The organism is Kitasatospora sp. NBC_01287 (genome assembly GCF_026340565.1).
In the GTDB taxonomy this organism is placed as follows: Bacteria; Actinomycetota; Actinomycetes; order Streptomycetales; family Streptomycetaceae; genus Kitasatospora.
Genome location: NZ_JAPEPB010000001.1, coordinates 1,275,995 through 1,293,757, shown reverse-complemented (window position 1 = coordinate 1,293,757; position 17,763 = coordinate 1,275,995). Strand labels below are relative to the sequence as shown.

Below are 17,763 nucleotides of genomic sequence, written 5' to 3'. Positions count from 1 at the left end.
CCGGGCGGGCGCGTGGGACCACCGCCCGGGCGTCGGACCGTATTTGACGGATCGACACATGGGGTCCACCGGCGCTCGCTAGTCTGCCCGCGTACATGCCAGAGAGGCCCGCCCCGGATCCCGGAGGTCCCATGTCCTTCCTGCCTGTCCTCGCCCGCCCGCTCCGCCACGCGGCCACCCTGCTCGCGGCGCTCGCCTGCGTGCTGCCACTCACCACCGGAGCGGCCGGCGCCGCCGACACCGGCGGCCTCTCCCTGGCGGCCGGCACCTCGGTCGGCCTCCACAACACCTACGACGACACCGCCCAGTTCCCCTTCCTCGCCGACGCGCTGGACACCGGGGCCTCGCTGATCGAGCTGGACACCTGGGTGGACCCGATCACCCTCGAATGGAAGGTCAGCCACGCCAACCCGCTGGGCAACCAGAACAACTGCGTCGACGCGAGCACCGCCGCCGACCTCTACCGCGGCGGCGCCAACAAGGACCTGGGCAGCTGCCTGGACGACATCCGCCTCTGGCTCGCGGCCCACCCCGGGCACCCGCCGATCATGGTCAAGCTGGAGATGAAGGCGGGCTTCGACGCGACGGTCGGCCTCGGCCCCACCCAGCTGGACGCGCTGGTCCAGGCGCACCTGGGCGCGGACGTCTACCGGCCGGCCGACCTGCTGGGCGGCTACCCGACGCTCGACGCGGCGGCGCGGGCCGGGAACTGGCCGACCCGCGCGGCGCTGGCCGGCAAGGTGGTGCTGGAGGCGATCCCGGGGACGTTCGAGCAGGCCAACCCCTTCGACCACCTGTGGACCGACACCGAGTACGCCCAGCACCTGTCCGCGCTCCAGGCGGCGGGCACCCTCGGCCAGGCGCAGGTCTTCCCCTCGGTGCTCGGCGCCGCCGCCGGTGACCCGCGCACCCGCTACCCCGACGCCTCGCTGCGCCCCTGGTTCGTCGTCTTCGACGGTGACGCGCACGCCTATGTCGACGGCGGCATCGACACCTCCTGGTACGACACCAACCACTACCTGCTGGTCATGACCGACGCCCAGAACGTGGCCCCCGCGCTCTCCGACACCGCCCCGGCCCAGGCCGACGCCACCGCCCGGGTGGCCCGGCTCGCGGCCGCGCACGCCTCCTTCGTCTCGTGCGACTGGACGGGCCTGCCGGCCGTGCTGGGCGAGCAACTCCCGCGCGGCTGACGCGCCCCAGCGCCGCCAGCGCCCCCAGCGCCCCCAGCGCCTCCCGCGCCGCCCGTCAGGCGCAGGAGGCGCACAGCCCGCGGTAGGTGACCTCGGCCTCCAGGACGGTGAAGCCGAACCGCTCCCGCGCCGGCAGGTCCGCCAGCGGATCGCCGGTCGGGTGGACATCGCGGATGGTGCCGCAGCGCGAGCAGACCAGGTGCTGGTGCGGGTGGTGCGCGTTGGGGTCGTAGCGCTTGGCGCGGCCGTCGGTGGAGACCTCGACGACCTCCCCGAGGGAGACCAGCTCGCCCAGGGTGTTGTAGACGGTCGCGCGGGAGATCTCGGGCAGCCGCCGCGCCGCGCGGGCGTGCACCTCGTCGGCCGTGAGGTGCACGTGGTCGCCGCCGAGGACCTCGGCGACGACCCGCCGCTGGGCGGTCATCCGCCAGCCGCGCCGGCGCAGGCGCTCCAGCAGGTTGCTCATGTCAGCTCACCCAATCAGGTCGGCTCAGGTCGGCGGGACGTGTGCTCTGCGTGCTCCACCCCGCGTGCTCTACCAGCGGATGTCCGGTTTCCGATCAGATATGGAGTTGGCGCACTTCTTGACTTGGACTCTGTCAATCGTAGGATCGGTTCTAGCGATAAGCCAAGGGATAGGAAGAATTCCAGTACGCCGCGGCGTCACCCGCCCGCAGTTCCTGAGCACCACGATCCGCCTGGTCCGGAAGGAATCCCATGTCTGAGAACCATGATGCAATCGTCGTAGACGCGAAGGCGGAGGGCGGGGGTGGCTGCCCCGTCGCGCACGGGCGCGCCGCGCACCCCACCCAGGGCGGTGGAAACCGCCAGTGGTGGCCGGATCGGCTCAACCTGAAGATCCTCGCCAAGAACCCGGCCGTGTCCAACCCGCTCGGCGAGGAGTTCGACTACGCCGAGGCGTTCAAGACCCTCGACCTCGCCGCCGTGAAGCGGGACATCGCCGAGACGCTGACCACCTCGCAGGACTGGTGGCCGGCCGACTACGGCCACTACGGCCCGTTCATCATCCGGATGGCGTGGCACAGCGCGGGCACCTACCGGATCAGCGACGGCCGCGGTGGCGCCGGCGCGGGCCAGCAGCGCTTCGCCCCCCTCAACAGCTGGCCGGACAACGCGAACCTCGACAAGGCCCGCCGCCTGCTGTGGCCGGTGAAGAAGAAGTACGGGCAGAGCCTCTCCTGGGCCGACCTGCTGGTCCTGGCCGGCAACGTCGCCCTGGAGTCGATGGGGTTCGAGACCTTCGGCTTCGGCGGTGGCCGGGCGGACGTCTGGGAGCCCGACGAGGACGTCTACTGGGGTCCCGAGACCACCTGGCTGGACGACGAGCGCTACACCGGCGACCGCGAGCTGGAGAGCCCGCTCGGCGCGGTCCAGATGGGCCTCATCTACGTCAACCCGGAGGGCCCGAACGGCAACCCGGACCCGCTCGCCGCGGCCCGCGACATCCGTGAGACGTTCCGCCGGATGGCGATGAACGACGAGGAGACGGTCGCCCTGGTCGCCGGTGGCCACACCTTCGGCAAGACCCACGGCGCGGGCCCGGCGGACAACGTCGGCGCCGACCCCGAGGCCGCCTCGCTGGAGCAGCAGGGCCTGGGCTGGAAGAACGCCTTCGGCACCGGCAAGGGCGCCGACGCGATCACCAGCGGCCTGGAGGGCGCCTGGACCCCCACCCCGGTGGCGTGGGACAACAGCTTCTTCGAGACCCTCTTCGGCTTCGAGTGGGAGCTGACCAAGAGCCCCGCGGGCGCCCACCAGTGGAAGCCGAAGGACGGCGCCGGGGCAGGCACCGTCCCCGACGCCCACGACCCGGCCAAGAGCCACGCCCCGACGATGCTGACCACCGACCTCGCGCTCCGCGTGGACCCGGTCTACGAGCAGATCTCGCGCCGCTTCCTGGAGCACCCCGACCAGCTCGCGGACGCCTTCGCCCGGGCCTGGTTCAAGCTGACCCACCGTGACATGGGCCCCGTCGTGCGCTACCTCGGCCCGGAGGTCCCGAGCGAGACGCTGCTCTGGCAGGACCCGCTCCCCGCGGTGGCGCACGAGCTGGTCGACGCCGCCGACATCGCCGAGCTCAAGGGCCGGGTCCTCGCCTCGGGCCTCACGGTCGCCGAACTCGTCTCCACCGCGTGGGCCTCGGCCTCCTCCTTCCGGGGCAGCGACAAGCGCGGCGGCGCCAACGGCGCGCGCGTGCGCCTCGAACCGCAGCGCGGCTGGGAGGTCAACGACGCCGACCGCCTGGCGGCGGTGCTGCGCACCCTGGAGGGGATCCAGCAGGCCTTCAACAGCGACCGGAGCGGCGGCAAGCAGGTCTCGCTCGCCGACCTGATCGTGCTCGCCGGCGGCGCCGCCGTCGAGCAGGCCGCCAAGGCCGCCGGGTTCGAGGTCGAGGTCCCCTTCACGCCGGGCCGGGCGGACGCCTCGCAGGAGCAGACCGACGTGGAGTCGTTCGCCGCGCTGGAGCCGACCGCCGACGGGTTCCGCAACTACCTCGGCAAGGGCAACCGGCTGCCGGCCGAGTACCTGCTGATCGACCGGGCGAACCTGCTGACCCTGAGCGCCCCCGAGCTGACGGCCCTGGTCGGCGGCCTGCGGGTGCTGGGCGCGAACCACCAGCAGTCGCAGCTGGGCGTCTTCACCACCACTCCCGGGTCGCTGACCAACGACTTCTTCGTCAACCTGCTCGACCTGGGCACGACGTGGCAGGCGACCTCCGAGGACGCGAACACCTTCGAGGGCCGTGACGCCGCCACCGGCGAGCTCAAGTGGACCGGTAGCCGGGCCGACCTCGTCTTCGGCTCCAACTCCGAGCTGCGCGCGCTCGCCGAGGTCTACGCGAGCGACGACGCGAAGGAGAAGCTCGTGCGCGACTTCGTCGCCGCGTGGCACAAGGTGATGAACCTCGACCGGTTCGACCTCGTCTGATCCCGCGGACCCGTCCGATCCCGCGGACCCGGCCGGCCCGCACGGGCCGGCCGGGCCACCCGTCGGCCCGACACCCTGTCACGGGGTGCCGGGCCGGCGCCGTTCCGGCCGGCGCGCGGCCGGGCGCAAGGCGTCCGGGCCCCGCGCCGTAGACTCTGGATCCGCTTCGTCCTCTTCAGACGTGGCCACCCGGATCGCGTCGGCAGGTAGGTAGGTACTCCATTTCATGAGCGTGATAGCTGGGCCGGAGCAGGCCGCGGACGGAAAGGACGGCCGCCGCAGGGTGCCCCGGCCACTGGGGGCCCTCGTGGGGTGGGCGGGACGCACGTTCGACGAGCTGGGTCCGGCGGTGATGGGCTACGGGGCCGTGAAGCTGATCGGCTTCACCGTCTTCATGCGGCTGCTGGAGGTTTCCGGCGACTACCTCAAGAAGGGTGCCTTCGGCGGCGGCAAGCACCCCTGGGACGTCCTCGGCTCGTGGGACGGCGCCTGGTACCAGCAGGTCGCCATCCACGGCTACCACCCGCAACTGATCTACACCACCGGCGGATTCTTCACGGCCGAGCAGAACTCCGCGGGCTTCTTCCCGCTCTACCCGGGGCTCATGCGGCTGGTCATGGAATGCACGGGCCTGGGCAGCTTCGGTGCCGGCATGCTGGTGGCCATCGTGGGCGCGTTCGCGGCCGCGGCCGGCATCTACAAGGTCACCGCGCGGCTGGGCGGCCCCAAGGCCGGCGTGATCGCCGCCCTCATCTGGGCCGTCTTCCCCGGCTCCGGCGCCGAGTGGGCGGTGTACTCCGACTCGCTCTTCGTCGCGCTCTGCGCCTGGGCCTGCTACTGCGTCATGACCCACCGCTGGCTCACCGCCGGCACCCTGACCCTGATCGCCGGCCTGAGCCGCCCGACGTCGGCGGCGCTCATCGCGGCCGTCGGGCTCGCCGCGCTGGTGGCCCTGGTGCGCCGGCAGGACGGCGTGCTGCGCCCGCTGCTCGCGGGCCTGATGGCCCCCTGGGGCCTGATCGGCTACCTGGCCTGGGTGGGCTACCGGATGGGCAACCTCAGCGGCTACTTCATCCTCGAACGCGATGCCTGGGCGCACTACTTCGACTTCGGCCGCTACACCGAGCACGCCACGCTGAGCGTGATGCTCGGGCGCACCAACTACATCTACTCCTACCCCCTCGCGGACGAGATCGCCGCGCTGGTGCTGGTCGCGCTGCCTCTTCTGATCATCGCCCTGGTGCGCCTCAAGCCGCCGCTGGTGCTGGTCGTCTACACCCTGATGACCTGCGTCCCGGCGCTGGGCAGCCAGCAGATCTACAGCAACCTGCCCCGCTACCTGCTGCCGGCGTTCCCCCTCTTCATCGCGCTGGCGATCGGCCTGAGCCGGTTCAAGTGGACGGCGCTGACCGGCATGTTCGTGGTCCTGGGGGCGGCCTCGGGCTGGTACGCCGGCTACGTCCTCTTCGAGCTGGGGATCCCGTAGCCGGCGCGGCAGGGCCGACCCCGTGATCACAACTCGATGTCCGGGTGCAGCCGGGCGACCGTCCACACCCGCTGGCGCCGCACGCTGAGCGTGCTGAGTGCGAGGAAGGCCAGGGCGAAACCGGCCAGCACCACCAGGTCGCGGACCAGGTGGCCGGTGAGGCCGCCTGAGATGGTCACCCGCAGGCCGTCGACCAGGTAGGTCATCGGCAGCAGCGGGTGCAGGAACTGGAAGAAGGCCGGCGCGGTGGCCATCGGGTAGAGCCCGCCCGAGGCGGTGAGCTGGAGGATCAGCAGCACCAGCGAGAGCACGTCGCCGGCCACCCCGAGGCTGGTGCGCAGGAAGTGGTCGACCGCCACGAAGGAGCCCGCGGCCAGCACCAGCAGCGCCACCGTGGCGAGCGGGTGCACGGGGTGGAGCCCGAGCGCCTGGTCGACCACGGCGTAGAGCAGCAGGGCGGCCACCGCGCCCAGCAGCGCGGCGGGCAGCCAGCCGCCCACGGCGACGCCCGCCGCGCGGGTCCGCCCGGCCAGGGCGCGGCGGTTGACCGGGCGCAGCAGCAGGTAGGCGAAGAGACCGAAGACCCATAGGGCGATGCCGAAGAAGAACGGTGCCAGGCCGCGCCCGTACACCCCGGCCGGGTGCAGGTTCTGCCGGTCGATCCGCACCGGCGAGCCGAGCACCTGGGCCGCCGAGGCCGCCTGCTGGTCGCTGAGGACCGGGATCTGCTTCAGCTCGTCGTCCACCGTGCCGGAGAGGCTGGTGGCGCCGTCGTGGGCCTGGCCGGCGGCGCTCTGCAGCGCGCTCGCGCCCTGCTGCAGGGTGCCCAGACCGCTGGAGACGCCCGCGGCGCCGGTGGCCACGCCCTGCGCGCCGGAGTCGATCTGGCTCAGCGGGGTCTGCAGGCCGAGTACCTGCTGCTGGAGCGCGCCGATGTGCCGCTGGAGGTCCTGGGCGTCCTGCAGGGCCTGGTGCGCGTTGCCGTCCGCCGTGGCGGCCTGGCCGTCGAGCTTGCCCGCGGCGTCGTCCGCGCGCTGGGCGTCCTGCAGGGCCCGCTGGAACGCGGCGTCCTGCGCCAGCTCGGGGTGGGCCGCGGCGACCTGCTGGAGGTCGGTGACGACCAGGGTGGTGCCCTGCACGGCCAGCCCGGTGCCCTGGTGCACCGCGTCCAGGCCCTGGGCGGCCAGGCTCGCGGCGGTCACGAGGGAGGAGGCGGTGCTGGGCAGTTGGTCCGCCGCCGCCGAGTCCAGGGTCTTGGCCGCGCTGTCGAGGGTGCTGATCGCCTGGCTGATCTGCGCGGCGCCCGACGCGAGTTGGGTGGATCCGGTGTGCACCGCGTCGCCGCCCGCGCTGAGCGCCGCGCTGCCCTGCTGCGCGGTGGCGGTGGCGGTGACCAGCTGGTGCGCGCCGTCGGAGGCCGTCGTCAGCTTGTCCCTGACCTGGGAGAGTTCACCGTAGAGGCTGCGTACGTAGGCCTCGTGGGTGGCCGAGTCGATCTGGTCCGCCAGCTGGGACTGGACCACCTCGGTCATCACGCCCGCGATGTAGTTGTTGGCGTCGTTCAACTCCATCCGGATACCGGCCTGCTGGGGCTGTACGTCGGAGCCGCTGGCCAGCCGGGAGCTGAAGTCGGCGGGAATCTCGATGGTGAACGCGAAGCGCCCCTCGCGCAGGCCCGCCGCGGCCGTGCCCTGGTCCACGAACCGCCAGCCGAAGGTTCCGGAGGCCTTCAGCTGCTGGACCAGCTGGTCCCCGGCGTCGACCAGTTGACCCTGCGCGGTGGTCGCTGGCCGGTCCAGGTCGACCACCGCCACCGGGATCCGGTCGGTCTTGCCGTAGGGGTCCCAGTTCGCCCACAGGTACATCGCGCCGTAGAGCAGCGGGATCAGGCAGAGCAGCAGGGGTACGGTGCGGCGCAACGGGCCACGGAAGCGGCGCAGTTCGAGGAAGGCCAGGCGGACGGCGATCACGCGGCCGCCTCCCGTCCGGTGGGCGCGTCGGACGTGTCGGAGGCGTCGTGCCTGCCTTGGTCCGGTGCTGCCAGCAGGTCGGCGCTGCGCCTGGGCAGTGCGATGAGGACCGTGCCGTCCGTGCCGTCCGCGCCGTCCGCGCCGTCCGGGGCGGTCGGCGGTGCCTGGGTCGCGCCGGCCAGCACCGTGCAGCCCGTCGAGCGCGCGGCTCCCAGCGCCCGCCAGGCTCGTTCGCGCTCGTCATCGGGGCAGCCGTGGTCGACCGCGTCCACCACGAGCACGGCGGGCCGCGCGGCCAGGGCGAGGGCGGTGGCCAGCAGCAGTGCGTCCAGCGGCGGGAGCTCCTCGGCCCACGCGTCGGCGCGCAGCCGCAGCCCGAGCAGCCGGGCCGCCTCGACGATCCGGCGCGGCGTCACCCCGCGCTCCAGCCAGCATCGCTCGGCCACCAGCTCGCGCACCCGCAGCCGCCCCTCCAGACCGACGGCCGGCTCGGCACGGGCCACCGCGACCGCCTGCCTGATCCGGCGCCCGCCCCGGCCGGGAGCGGTGTCAGCACCCACCCGCACGGCACCCGCACTCAGTCGCATGCGCCCGGCCAGGGCCAGCAGCAGCGAGGTCCGCCCCGACGCGGCCGGACCGTGCACCACCAGCAGGCCGCCGGCGGGCACGTCCACGTCCACGTTCTCGAACACCGGACCGCGCGGACCGCGAACGCTGATGCCGCGGGCGGTCACCTCTTTCCCAGTTATCTCCACTACCGGCGGGTAACCGGATTCGGCGGATGTACTCCCGCCACCGAATAGTGACGGATCAGGAATGCGAGTCCGTCATCAGGGCAGACGCCGGTCGTCACCAACTGGGAGGTTGTTCATCATGGTTCCTCTTCTGCTCGTTCTTCTTCTGGCGCTCCTCCTGTTCGGCGCGGGGTTCGCCCTGAAGATTCTCTGGTGGGTCGCCATCGTGGTGCTGGTGGTGTGGCTGGTGGGCTTCATCGCCCGTGGAACCGGGGCATCGGGCAGCCGGGGCCGCTGGTACCGCTGGTAAATCCTCACCGCCGGACCGCAATCGACTGATTTCGACGCACATTCGACGCAGATCGTGGTCGAGGATATTCCCACCGCGCCGGCCCGCCAGATTCCCTGGCGGGCCGGCGCGGTGCTGAGCCGGGCCACCCGGCTCAGCTGTCCCACCCGGCTCACCGCTGGCGGCGCCTGGCACGGCTGAGCACCAGCCAGGGCAGGACCAGCCAGCAGGTCGCGAACCACGCCATCACCCCGCCCGTGACGGCCCACGCGGTTGCCGACCCGGTCGCCACCAGCAGCAGGAGCAGCAGTGCCGAGCCCACCGTCAGGGCGAGCAGCACCAGCCCGAGGGAGATCAGCCTGGCGGCGGCCCGGTCCAGCTCCGGCTTCAACCGGTGCCCGGCGAAGAAGCGGTGGAAGGCGACCGGCGCGATCAGTGTGCCGGTCGCCATGGCACCGAGGATGACGGTGATCACGTACAGCGTGCGCTCGGTCGCGGACAGCTGGGCGAACCTCGGTGTGAAGGCGACGCTGATCAGGAAGCCGAAGAGGATCTGCGCTCCGGTCTGCGTGACTCTGACCTCCTGGAGCATCTCGCCCCACTGGCGGTCGGCGCGCTCCTCCGGACTCTCGTCGCGTCCGGTCCGGCTGGATCCCGACCCGTCATCCGTCTGTCGCATGCCGTCCGCCCTCTCGTACGCCGAATAGCCGAATACCGGATGTATGGACATTTTCCCGGTATCCCCGGGGAGGAGCCAGCAGGAGCCGGCGTCATCCACGAAGAGGAGAAGGTCTTGACGTTCCAGCACCCCGCCCGGAAACGCGATGACGGCAAGCGAGGCCGGTTCGAGGAGTTCGCCGAACTGGCCTCGAACTTCACGAGTTCGCCGTTCTTCGCGCTGCTCTGCCTGGCCCTGGTCGGCGTCTTCGTGGGCGTGCACGCGGCCGGGCTCGCCATGGAGTGGCAACTGCTGGCCGGAGACGCGATGGGAGCGGTCACCCTGCTGCTGCTGGCCCTGCTGAAGAACGCCGAGCGCCGCGCCGAGCACGCCGTCCAGCGCAAGCTCGACGCGATCGCCTCGGCGCTGCTCGAACAGCAGCAGCGGAACGCCGGCGCCGCGCAGGAGGAACTGGAGCAGGCCATCGGCATGGACGAGCGGCACTGAGCGCGGTGCGCGTTCACCGTCCCGCGGAGGCCCCCGGTCGCTCCCGGTCGCTGCCCCGCGGCGGCGCGGCGGTCGGCGACCCCGACCGCCGGGTGGACCAAGCGGCAGCCCAGCAGTACGGTCGCCGCCGTCGACCAGCCGCTCACGCTGCTTCGTCCACGCGGCACAGGGCTCGCTCGACCCGGCGCGGGGCGACCTCGGGCCGTGGCCGGCGCACCCCCTGCGGGCGCTCCGCCCGCGCCAGCGCGCGGACCAGCAGGGCGCACCCGCGCAGCAGCGCGTAGGGCAGCACCGCGAGGGCGCGCGGGACACCCGGGCCGACCCCGGGCCGGCGGCCCGCCGCCCGGCGGACCCGGCGGGCCGCGCCCGCGGCCGCCGTGGCCGCCAGCACGGCCGCCACCAGCTCGACGGGAGTCGCCGGACCGATCAACCCGAGCGTCAGCGTCACCAGCACGACCCACCAGACCGCGAGCTCCATCACAGCACCGCGCACCGCGCACCCCTCTCCGCCTCCGACGGGCCACACCGCCGGTATCCTTCGGGCCCGGCGGCGAGGACCGCCCGCCGGGCGAGTGGTCGGCACGCTCAGTTCACTGCGACAGCCCAGCCGACCGGGCGTCGTCTACCCGCGACCGCCGGCCCGATGCCGCCCCGATGCCGATCGGCGCCGCCGGTTCACCGCGTCCGCCCCGCCCGCGCGCACGCGCCCACGCCCACGGCCGCCACCGCGGCGGCCGCTGCCAGCAGCGGACCCCGGTGCCGGCTCGCCCAGAGCTGCGCGCTGCGCGGGTGGGCGCGGTCGTCGAAGCGGCCGTGCGCGCCGTGGTCCCGCTCGGCGTCGACGGGCTGCCAGAGGTTGGACGGATCCGTGCTCCGCCGAGGCCGGTCGGTCTGCTGCGAGTCGAAGCCGGTGCGCGCGAGGTAGCGGTCGAGCAGGCCCGGGACCACTGCGTTCGCCAGCAGGGTCGCCGCGGTGCTGCCGCCCACCCAGTACTCCCGCCGCCCGGGGTGGTCGGCCGCGTACAGCACCGCCCGAGCGGCGACCTCGGGCTGGTAGATCGGCGGCACGGGCTGCGCCTGGTTGCGGAGCCGGGAGAGCACCCAGTCGAACTGCGGGGTGTTCACGGCGGGCATCTGCACCATCGTGGTGCGCACTTTGGTGCCGGAGGCGAGCAGCTCGCAGCGCAGTGCCTCGTGCCAGCCCTGGATCGCGTGCTTGGCGCCGCTGTAGGCGCTCTGCAGCGGTATCCCGCGGTAGGCGATCGCCGAGCCGACCTGCACCAGGGTGCCGCGGTCGCGGGGCAGCATCCGCCGCAGCGCGGCCTGGGTGCCGTACACGTAGCCCAGGTAGGAGACCTCGGTGACGCGCCGGAACTCCTCGGCGGTGATCTCCGTGAAGGGCGCGAAGACCGAGGCGAACGCGTCGTTCACCCAGACGTCGATCGGCCCCAGCTCGTCCTCCGCGCGCTGCGCGGCGGCCTCCACGGCCTCGGGGTCGGCCACGTCCGTCTCGATCCCGATCGCGGTGGCGCCGGCCCGCTCGGCCTCGCGGACGGCGCCGGCCAGCCCGGCGCCCCCGCGGGCGACCAGCGCGAGCCGGTCGCCCCGGGCGGCGAAGGCTTGCGCGCAGGCGCGGCCGATCCCGGCGCTGGCTCCGGTGACGACCACGACGCGGTCGGTGCTGCGGTAGTTGGTCATGCGGGACGTCTCTCCCGGGCGCCGGCGGCGAAACGGCCGGGGCAGGCGCGGTGCGCCAGCGCACACGTGCGCGGCCCGGCCCGGGTTGGACCCGGGCCGGGCCGCGCTTGTCGGGGCGAACCCCCGGTCAGCCGTGGAGCATGTCGTCGGGATCGGCCGGCGGGGTGGCCGCGTGACGGCCGATCGGCCGGCCCGGGTAGGCCTCCGGCGGCGGAGGCGCCCCCTCATCGGTCATCCGGGACTGCGGCGTCTCCGGGACCGGGGTACCACCGACCAGGTCCCCGGGCGCGCCCGCGTGGCGGGCGGTGGTGCCGCGCCGCCCTGCCACGGGAGCCTGCGCCGCCACGGGACCCTGCCCCTCCCCGGGCGCGATCCGGCCGCGCCACCCGCCGCGCTCGCCGCCGCGATCCTCGATGAAGTCCTTGAACCGACGCAGGTCGCCGCGCACCCGCCGGTCCAGCACCCCGAGCAGGTCGCCCGCCTTCTCGGTCACGCCGTGCGGCTCGAACTCCATGGCCAGGCTGATCCGGGTGTGGGTGTCGTCGAGCTGCCGGAAGGTGATGACGCCCAGCTGCTCGACGTCCCCGCCCACCGTGCGCCAGGAGATCCGCTCGTCGGGCAGCTGGTCGACGATCTCGGTGTCGAACTCGCGGCGCACACCGGCGATCTTCGTGTTCCAGTGGCAGCGCCGGATGTCGATCTGGCGGACGTCCTCCACGCCGTCCATGAAGCTCGGGAAGTCCTCGAACCGTGTCCACTGGTTGTAGACCCGGTCCACCGGGAGGTTGACGTCGATGGATTCCTTCACGCTGCTCATGGGGGTCTCCTTCGCTGGTCGTGCCGGGCGGTTCCGGTCGAAACGGCGCCTGCCCGCTCCGGCGCGACTCATGCGACTCGATCGCACGGGCCGGCGGCTGTCACCGGTGGGGCGGCGGCTGGGTCAGGCGGACGGCGGTCTCCAGCATCAGGCCGTGCACGAAGGCCTGCGGCAGGTTGCCGCGCAGCTGGCGCTGGGAGATGTCGAACTCCTCGGCGTAGAGGCCGGGTGACCCGCAGGCGGCCCGGTTGCGTTCGAACCAGCGCACGGCCTCGATGGTGTGTCCCTGCTGGTGCTCGGCCAGCGCCAGCACGAATCCGCAGAGCAGGAAGGCGCCTTCGGCCTCCTCCAGCGGGCGCTCGTCGTGGCGGAACCGGTAGGCGAAGTGGTCCTGGCAGAGTTCGCGGCGCACCGCGTCGAGGGTCGCCGTGGTGCGGGAGTCGTCCGCCGGCAGGGCGCCGCGGATGGCGGGCAGCAGCAGCGCGGCGTCGACGCCGGGGTCGGTGGGGGAGCGCTGCCAGCGCCCGGTGGGGTGGGTGCTGGTCGCGGCGGCCAGTGCGGTGAGGTGGTCGGCCAGCGCCTCCCAACCGGCGGCCGTGCCGGGGTCGGTGACGCCGGCGGTGGCGGCCGAGCGCAGGCCGGCGGCGCAGATGAGGCGGCTGTGGGTCCACCGGTCCTCGTGCAGCTCCCAGATGCCCGCGTCCGGCTCCCGGTGGCGCTGGGCGATGGCGTCGGCGGCGATCCGGGCGGCCTGGCGGCCGTCCTGGTCGAGGCGCCCGTGCCGGGCGGCGGCCGCGAGCAGCAGCAGCGTCTCGCCCAGCCCGTCGAGTTGGAACTGCTCGTTGACGTGGTTGCCGGTCACGTCGGAGCCGCCGGGATAGCCGGGCAGGTCCAGGGTGCGGCGGTCGGGCAGGGCCAGGCCGGTGGTGGTGTAGGCGGGGGCGAGGTCGGGGCCGTGCTCGTGCAGACGGGCGGTGGTGAAGCGCACGGAGTCGTCGAGCAGGGGGTGCGCTCCGGCCGCCGCGACCGCCTGGCCGATGTAGGCCTGGTCGCGGATCCAGACGTAGCGGTAGTCGTAGTTGCGGCCCTGCTCGGCCCGTTCGGGCAGGGAGGTGGTGGCCGCGGCGACGGTGCCCCCGCTCGCGCCGGTCAGCCCGCGCAGCACGGCGTAGGCGTGGCGGGCGTCGCGCGGGCCGAGCGCGTCGTCGAAGTGCGGCACCTGCTCGGCCCAGCTCGCCTCGGTGGCCCGCCAGAGCCGGTCGGCGGCGGGGCAGCGGCCCAGCGTCCGGTCCGCGATCTCCAGCACCAGGTCGTGCTGCTCGCCGGCATCGAGGTGCAGCCGGGTGCGGAGCACGGGGTGACCCTCGCCGTCACCCTCGCCGTCACCCTCGCCCTCGATCACGTCGGCCCCCGGCGCGCCCGTCCAGCGCAGGTGCAGGTCGCCCGCCCGTCCGGTCCAGCGTCCGGTCTCGTCGCGGTGCAGCCCGCGGGCCGGGTGGTCGCCGAAGCCCGCGGCGGGTTGCAGCGCGACGTCCACGGTGGCCGGCCCGTCGACGGCGATGATCCGGCGCAGCAGCACCGCGCGGTGCGGATCGCCCGGGTGGGCGAGGGCCTCCCGGCACTCGATGATGCCGCTGGTGGTGGTCCAGCGGCTGCGCCAGATGAGGGAGCCGCCCTCGTAGTAGCCGCCCCACACGTACGGGGCGGCCGGGGTGACGCAGTACCAGCCGGGGCCGCCGATCAGTGCGGCGAAGACGGCGTCGCTGTCCCAGCGCGGGGCGCACATCCAGGCGAGGTCCCCGCGCGGGCCGACGAGGGCGCCGCGCTCGCCGTCGGCGAGCAGCGCGTAGTCGCGCAGGACGTGCGGGGGCGGCGGGGCGGGGTGCACGGGTTGGTCTCCTCACGGGTCTGGATCGCCTTCCCCGGAGCGGGGATGACGGTGGGTCAGGCGGTGCGGTAGCGCTCGGCACGGTCGGCTCGCAGGGTCAGGCCGAGCCCGGGGGCGCCGTCCCGGCCGGGGCGCAGCGTCCCGCCGCGCGGGTCCAAGGTCCCTTCGAAGAGCAACTCCTCGATCCGGACGTGGTCGTGGAACCACTCCAGGTGGCGCAGGTTGGGGATCGCGGCGGCCGCGTGGGCGTGGACGTGCGGCGCGCAGTGGCCGGACAGCTGCAGGCCGTTCGCCTGGGCCAGGGCAGCGGCGCGCAGCCAGCCGGTGAGGCCGCCGCAGCGGGTGGCGTCCGCCTGCAGGCAGTCCACCGAGGGGATCATCCGGGCGAAGTACGGCAGGTCGTAGCCGTACTCCCCGGCGGTCACGTCCGCGGTGACGGCGTCGCGGACCAGGGCGAGCCCGGCCAGGTCGTCGGAGGAGACGGGCTCCTCGAACCAGCTGACGCCCAGGCCGGCGAACGTGCGGGCGAGGCGGACGGCCTGCTTGCGCTGGTAGCCGCCGTTGGCGTCCACGTACAGCTCGGTGTCGTCGCCGATCGCCGCGCGGGCCTGCTCGGTGCGCCGCAGGTCGCGTTCCTCGCACGTGCCCCAGGACTCGCCGATCTTGATCTTGACGCGGGGGATCTCCTGCTCGTCCGTCCAGTGCCGCAGCTGGTCCGTCAGGCGCCGCTCGTCGTAGCTGGTGAAGCCGCCGCTGCCGTAGACGGGCACGTCCTGGCGGGCTGCTCCCAGCAGGTCGACCAGCGGCAGGTCGAGCAGCCGGGCCTTGAGGTCCCAGAGCGCGATGTCGACGGCCGAGACCGCCCCGGCGACCAGGCCGGGGCGCCCCGCGTTGCGGACCGCCCTGCCCATCGCCTCGTTGGCGGCCGGCACGTCGAACGCCGGCCGGTCCAGCACGAGTTCGGCCAGCTGGTCGCGGATCACCGCCGCGGTGGCGGGCGCGCCGTAGGTCCAGCCGAGACCCGTCGCGCCGCCTGCCCGGGCCTGCACGAGCACCATCGTGGTGGCGTCCCAGGCGAGGGTGCCGTCCGCCTCGGGCCCGTCGGTGGGGACGGTCAGCACCTGGACGTCGAGGCTCTCCAGGAGCGGGGAGTCGGGGGTCATGCCGAGCCGCCTTCCGTCGGGGTGCGCAGGCCCTGACGCTCGCCCGCCACCAGGCGGCGGGCGGCGCGGTCGACCAGGGCCATGATGGTGAGCGCCGGGTTGGCCGACCCCTGGGTCGGCAGCACGCTGCCGTCGGTGATCAGCAGGTTGGGGATCGCGAAGGTGCGCAGATCGCCGTCGACGACGCCGTGTTCGGCGTCCGCCGCCATCCGGCAGCCGCCGACCAGGTGGGCGTAGCGCTCGATGGTGATCACCTCGGTGGCGCCGGCGGCGCGCAGGATCTCCTCCATCGTGGTGCGCGCCGCCTTGATCACGGCACGGTCGTTGTCGCACTGGCTGTACGAGAAGTTCGCCACCGGCAGGCCGTGGCGGTCCCGCTCGTCGGCGAGGGTGACCCGGTTGCCGGCCTGGGGGAGCAGCTCGCAGAGCGCGCCGAGGGTGGCCCAGTGGATGTAGTCCTGCAAGTAGCCGCGCAGGTCGCGGCCCCAGTGACCCTGGGCGGCGACGTGCTCGGCCCAGGTGATCGGCAGTGGCGAGACGGTCTGGATCGCGTACCCGCGCCGGTAGGGCTTGGCCGGGTCGGTCTCGTAGAACACCTCCGAACTCACCTCCGGCGGAGGGGCCTTGTAGGCGCGGATCTCGTCCGCGAACCGGCCGGCGGTCTGCGGCGCGCCCTGCACCATGACGTAGCGCCCCACCAGGTCGTGGTCGTTGCACAGCCCGTCGGGGAAGCGGCGGTCGGCGGAGTTGAGCAGCAGCCGCGGGGTCTCGATCGCGTAGCCGGCCACCGCCACCATCCGGGCGCGCTGGACGTGTTCGCGGCCCTCGCGCAGGTAGCGCACCCCGGTCGCGTAGCGGCCCTGGGCGTCCGTCTCGATCGCGGCGGCCATCGACCCGGTGCGGATCTCCGCGCCGTGCGCGAGCGCGTCGGGGATGTGGGTGATCAGCGTGGAGCCCTTGGCGTTGACCTTGCAGCCCTGCAGGCAGAAGCCCCGGTAGACGCAGTGCGGGCGATTGCCGAAGCGACCGTTGGTGATGGCGACCGGTCCCACCCGGGCCTCGATGCCCAGCGCGGCCGCCCCGCGCAGGAAGACCTCGCCGTTGCCGCCGACCGGGTGCGGGGCGTGCGGGTAGCCGTGCGGGTCGCCCCAGGGCCAGTACTGGCCCGCCACCGGCAGCTCCTGCTCGATCCGCTCGTAGGAGGGGCGCAGTTCCTCGTAGCCGATCGGCCAGTCGGCGCCCACCCCGTCGTCGGTGAGCGTGGTGAAGTCACTGGGGTGCAGGCGGGGCACGAAGCCCGCGAAGTGGACGGTCGAACCGCCCACCCCGCGGCCCGAGTTGTTCGATCCCATCGGCACCGGGTCGGGGCCGGAGATCACTCGCGGTTCGTTCCAGTAGAGCTGGTGCGAGCCCGCCTCGTCGCTGACCCACTGGGTGTCGGGGTCCCAGAACGGGCCGGCCTCCAGGCAGACCACCGACCAGCCGGCGTGCGCCATCCGCTGGGCCAGGGTGGCCCCGCCCGCGCCGCAGCCCACGATGACCAGGTCCACCTCGTCCGCGTCCTCGAACCGGCGCATCCGCTCGACCAGGTGCTGGTCGAAGCGCGAGCCGTCGTCGGGCAGCAGCCAGGCGGAGGCGTTGCGTTCGCGGATCGCCCGCTGCGATCCCGCGCTCCGCGCGAGGGTGGCGCGGGCGGCCGCCAGGCGTCCCTTCACTGCTTCTCCTCCTGCGGCGGTCGAGGTTGCCGCTGCTGTCGCGGGGCCGCCGGATCGCGCGGGTCGGCGTCCGGGTGCTCCCAGCGCTCGCGCGAACCCACCCCCAGGCGGGCGTAGCCGCGCGGATAGGCGGGGCCGCCGAAGCCGATCTCGTTCCACGCCCAGGGGTGCGCGTAGAAGGCGGTGCACGCGTAGCGGGTCCACAGGCTCCAGACGTGCCGCGCGGGCATCCCGTGCCAATCCTTTCCCTGCAAGTCCTGCACCGCTTGGACCAGTTGGCGCTGCTGCTCGTCGCCCAGCGCGGCGAACGGCGCGCCATGGCGATCGCCGGCGTCCTGATCCAGGGCGCGCAGCGTGGCACGCCAGGCCTCGCCGTCCTCGGGCATGTCCTCGTAGCGCCAGCCGTCGGTCTGCGCCTCCGCCAGGCGCGCGTCGATCAACTGCAGGACCGGCACCTTCGGTTGGCCCGGCGGCCCGTCCTGGGCGAGCAGCAGGTCGAGCAGCGGACCGGCGCAGGCCTCCTCCTCGGTCGTGAAGAAACGCAGCTCCGGCGGGAGTTGGAGGCGCTGGAAGACGGTGGCGCTGGTCACCGGGTCCCAGGCGCCGGACTGGTCGAGCACATCGAAGCCGGGGAAGCGCCGGCCGGCCTCGCCCGAGGGCACCGCCCGCTCCGACGGCGGGCGCCGCGCGGCCACG

Annotated in this window: 15 protein-coding genes and 1 pseudogene; 5 read left to right on the top strand and 11 right to left on the bottom strand. The window is 73.6% G+C overall.

Annotation, left to right across the window (positions count from 1 at the left end):
- Positions 1 to 131: 131 nt before the first annotated feature.
- Entirely contained in the window at positions 132 to 1,193 is a 1,062-nt protein-coding gene (locus OG455_RS05260; protein WP_266290710.1) for a phosphatidylinositol-specific phospholipase C domain-containing protein, read from the top strand.
- Between the two features lie 55 nt (positions 1,194 to 1,248).
- Here the strand turns inward: OG455_RS05260 and OG455_RS05255 are convergent, their stop codons facing one another.
- Positions 1,249 to 1,659, bottom strand: coding sequence for a Fur family transcriptional regulator (locus tag OG455_RS05255; RefSeq protein WP_266290708.1), 411 nt, complete (start codon positions 1,657 to 1,659; stop codon positions 1,249 to 1,251).
- A gap of 251 nt (positions 1,660 to 1,910) precedes the next feature.
- On the opposite strand from OG455_RS05255, the gene katG reads away from it, so the two are divergent.
- Together katG and OG455_RS05245 are read left to right on the top strand one after the other, a co-directional pair.
- The gene (gene katG / locus OG455_RS05250; protein WP_266290706.1) at positions 1,911 to 4,142 is read left to right on the top strand and encodes a catalase/peroxidase HPI; all 2,232 of its coding nucleotides are present in this window, start codon (positions 1,911 to 1,913) and stop codon (positions 4,140 to 4,142) included.
- Positions 4,143 to 4,368: 226 nt separating this feature from the next.
- Positions 4,369 to 5,628 carry a hypothetical protein gene (locus tag OG455_RS05245; protein ID WP_266290704.1) on the top strand — a complete coding sequence of 420 codons (1,260 nt, stop codon included), beginning with the start codon at positions 4,369 to 4,371 and terminating at the stop codon, positions 5,626 to 5,628.
- 26 nt (positions 5,629 to 5,654) lie between these two features.
- Here the strand turns inward: OG455_RS05245 and OG455_RS05240 are convergent, their stop codons facing one another.
- The gene (locus OG455_RS05240) at positions 5,655 to 7,598 is read right to left on the bottom strand and encodes a YhgE/Pip domain-containing protein (RefSeq protein ID WP_266290702.1); all 1,944 of its coding nucleotides are present in this window, start codon (positions 7,596 to 7,598) and stop codon (positions 5,655 to 5,657) included.
- Positions 7,595 to 8,353, bottom strand: coding sequence for an ABC transporter ATP-binding protein (locus OG455_RS05235; RefSeq protein ID WP_266290700.1), 759 nt, complete (start codon positions 8,351 to 8,353; stop codon positions 7,595 to 7,597). Before OG455_RS05235 ends, OG455_RS05240 begins: the two co-directional genes overlap by 4 nt.
- A 118-nt stretch (positions 8,354 to 8,471) precedes the next feature.
- Here OG455_RS05235 and OG455_RS05230 point away from each other — a divergent pair, with 118 nt between their 5' ends.
- Positions 8,472 to 8,642, top strand: a complete 171-nt coding sequence (locus tag OG455_RS05230) for a hydrophobic protein (RefSeq protein WP_266290698.1) — start codon at positions 8,472 to 8,474, stop codon at positions 8,640 to 8,642.
- 151 nt (positions 8,643 to 8,793) lie between these two features.
- On the opposite strand, the gene OG455_RS05225 is transcribed toward OG455_RS05230, so the two are convergent.
- Positions 8,794 to 9,300 (bottom strand): DUF6328 family protein, encoded by a 507-nt coding sequence (locus tag OG455_RS05225; RefSeq protein WP_266290696.1) that lies wholly within the window; start codon positions 9,298 to 9,300, stop codon positions 8,794 to 8,796.
- 114 nt (positions 9,301 to 9,414) lie between these two features.
- Here OG455_RS05225 and OG455_RS05220 point away from each other — a divergent pair, with 114 nt between their 5' ends.
- Positions 9,415 to 9,786 carry a low affinity iron permease family protein gene (locus tag OG455_RS05220; protein WP_266290694.1) on the top strand — a complete coding sequence of 124 codons (372 nt, stop codon included), beginning with the start codon at positions 9,415 to 9,417 and terminating at the stop codon, positions 9,784 to 9,786.
- Positions 9,787 to 9,928: 142 nt separating this feature from the next.
- On the opposite strand, the gene OG455_RS05215 is transcribed toward OG455_RS05220, so the two are convergent.
- The 7 genes and pseudogenes from OG455_RS05215 to OG455_RS05185 all read right to left on the bottom strand — a co-directional run bounded on the left by OG455_RS05215 (position 9,929) and on the right by OG455_RS05185 (position 17,762).
- On the bottom strand, positions 9,929 to 10,279 hold the full coding sequence (locus tag OG455_RS05215; RefSeq protein WP_266290692.1) for a hypothetical protein: 351 nt from the start codon (positions 10,277 to 10,279) through the stop codon (positions 9,929 to 9,931).
- Positions 10,280 to 10,461: 182 nt separating this feature from the next.
- A complete protein-coding gene (locus OG455_RS05210) occupies positions 10,462 to 11,484 on the bottom strand; it encodes an SDR family oxidoreductase (RefSeq protein WP_266290690.1) in 1,023 nt (340 codons plus the stop codon).
- 358 nt (positions 11,485 to 11,842) lie between these two features.
- A pseudogene (locus OG455_RS05205) lies at positions 11,843 to 12,301 on the bottom strand (SRPBCC family protein); the annotation flags it as partial.
- Positions 12,302 to 12,401: 100 nt separating this feature from the next.
- Positions 12,402 to 14,189, bottom strand: coding sequence for a glycoside hydrolase family 15 protein (locus OG455_RS05200; protein WP_266290688.1), 1,788 nt, complete (start codon positions 14,187 to 14,189; stop codon positions 12,402 to 12,404).
- 56 nt (positions 14,190 to 14,245) lie between these two features.
- A complete protein-coding gene (locus OG455_RS05195; RefSeq protein ID WP_266290686.1) occupies positions 14,246 to 15,352 on the bottom strand; it encodes an enolase C-terminal domain-like protein in 1,107 nt (368 codons plus the stop codon).
- A complete protein-coding gene (locus OG455_RS05190) occupies positions 15,349 to 17,067 on the bottom strand; it encodes a GMC family oxidoreductase (protein ID WP_266290684.1) in 1,719 nt (572 codons plus the stop codon). Before OG455_RS05190 ends, OG455_RS05195 begins: the two co-directional genes overlap by 4 nt.
- The gene (locus OG455_RS05185; RefSeq protein ID WP_266290682.1) at positions 17,064 to 17,762 is read right to left on the bottom strand and encodes a gluconate 2-dehydrogenase subunit 3 family protein; all 699 of its coding nucleotides are present in this window, start codon (positions 17,760 to 17,762) and stop codon (positions 17,064 to 17,066) included. The genes OG455_RS05190 and OG455_RS05185 overlap by 4 nt, the downstream gene beginning before the upstream one ends.
- Between the last annotated feature and the right edge of the window lies 1 nt (position 17,763).

Excerpts from the sequence above, each read along its gene's own strand:
- OG455_RS05260 (WP_266290710.1), top strand. The coding sequence starts at position 132 with ATGTCCTTCCTGCCTGTCCTCGCCCGCCCGCTCCGCCACGCGGCCACC.
- OG455_RS05255 (WP_266290708.1), bottom strand. The coding sequence starts at position 1,659 with ATGAGCAACCTGCTGGAGCGCCTGCGCCGGCGCGGCTGGCGGATGACC.
- katG (WP_266290706.1), top strand. The coding sequence starts at position 1,911 with ATGTCTGAGAACCATGATGCAATCGTCGTAGACGCGAAGGCGGAGGGC.
- OG455_RS05245 (WP_266290704.1), top strand. The coding sequence starts at position 4,369 with ATGAGCGTGATAGCTGGGCCGGAGCAGGCCGCGGACGGAAAGGACGGC.
- OG455_RS05230 (WP_266290698.1), top strand. The coding sequence starts at position 8,472 with ATGGTTCCTCTTCTGCTCGTTCTTCTTCTGGCGCTCCTCCTGTTCGGC.
- OG455_RS05225 (WP_266290696.1), bottom strand. The coding sequence starts at position 9,300 with ATGCGACAGACGGATGACGGGTCGGGATCCAGCCGGACCGGACGCGAC.
- OG455_RS05210 (WP_266290690.1), bottom strand. The coding sequence starts at position 11,484 with ATGACCAACTACCGCAGCACCGACCGCGTCGTGGTCGTCACCGGAGCC.
- OG455_RS05195 (WP_266290686.1), bottom strand. The coding sequence starts at position 15,352 with ATGACCCCCGACTCCCCGCTCCTGGAGAGCCTCGACGTCCAGGTGCTG.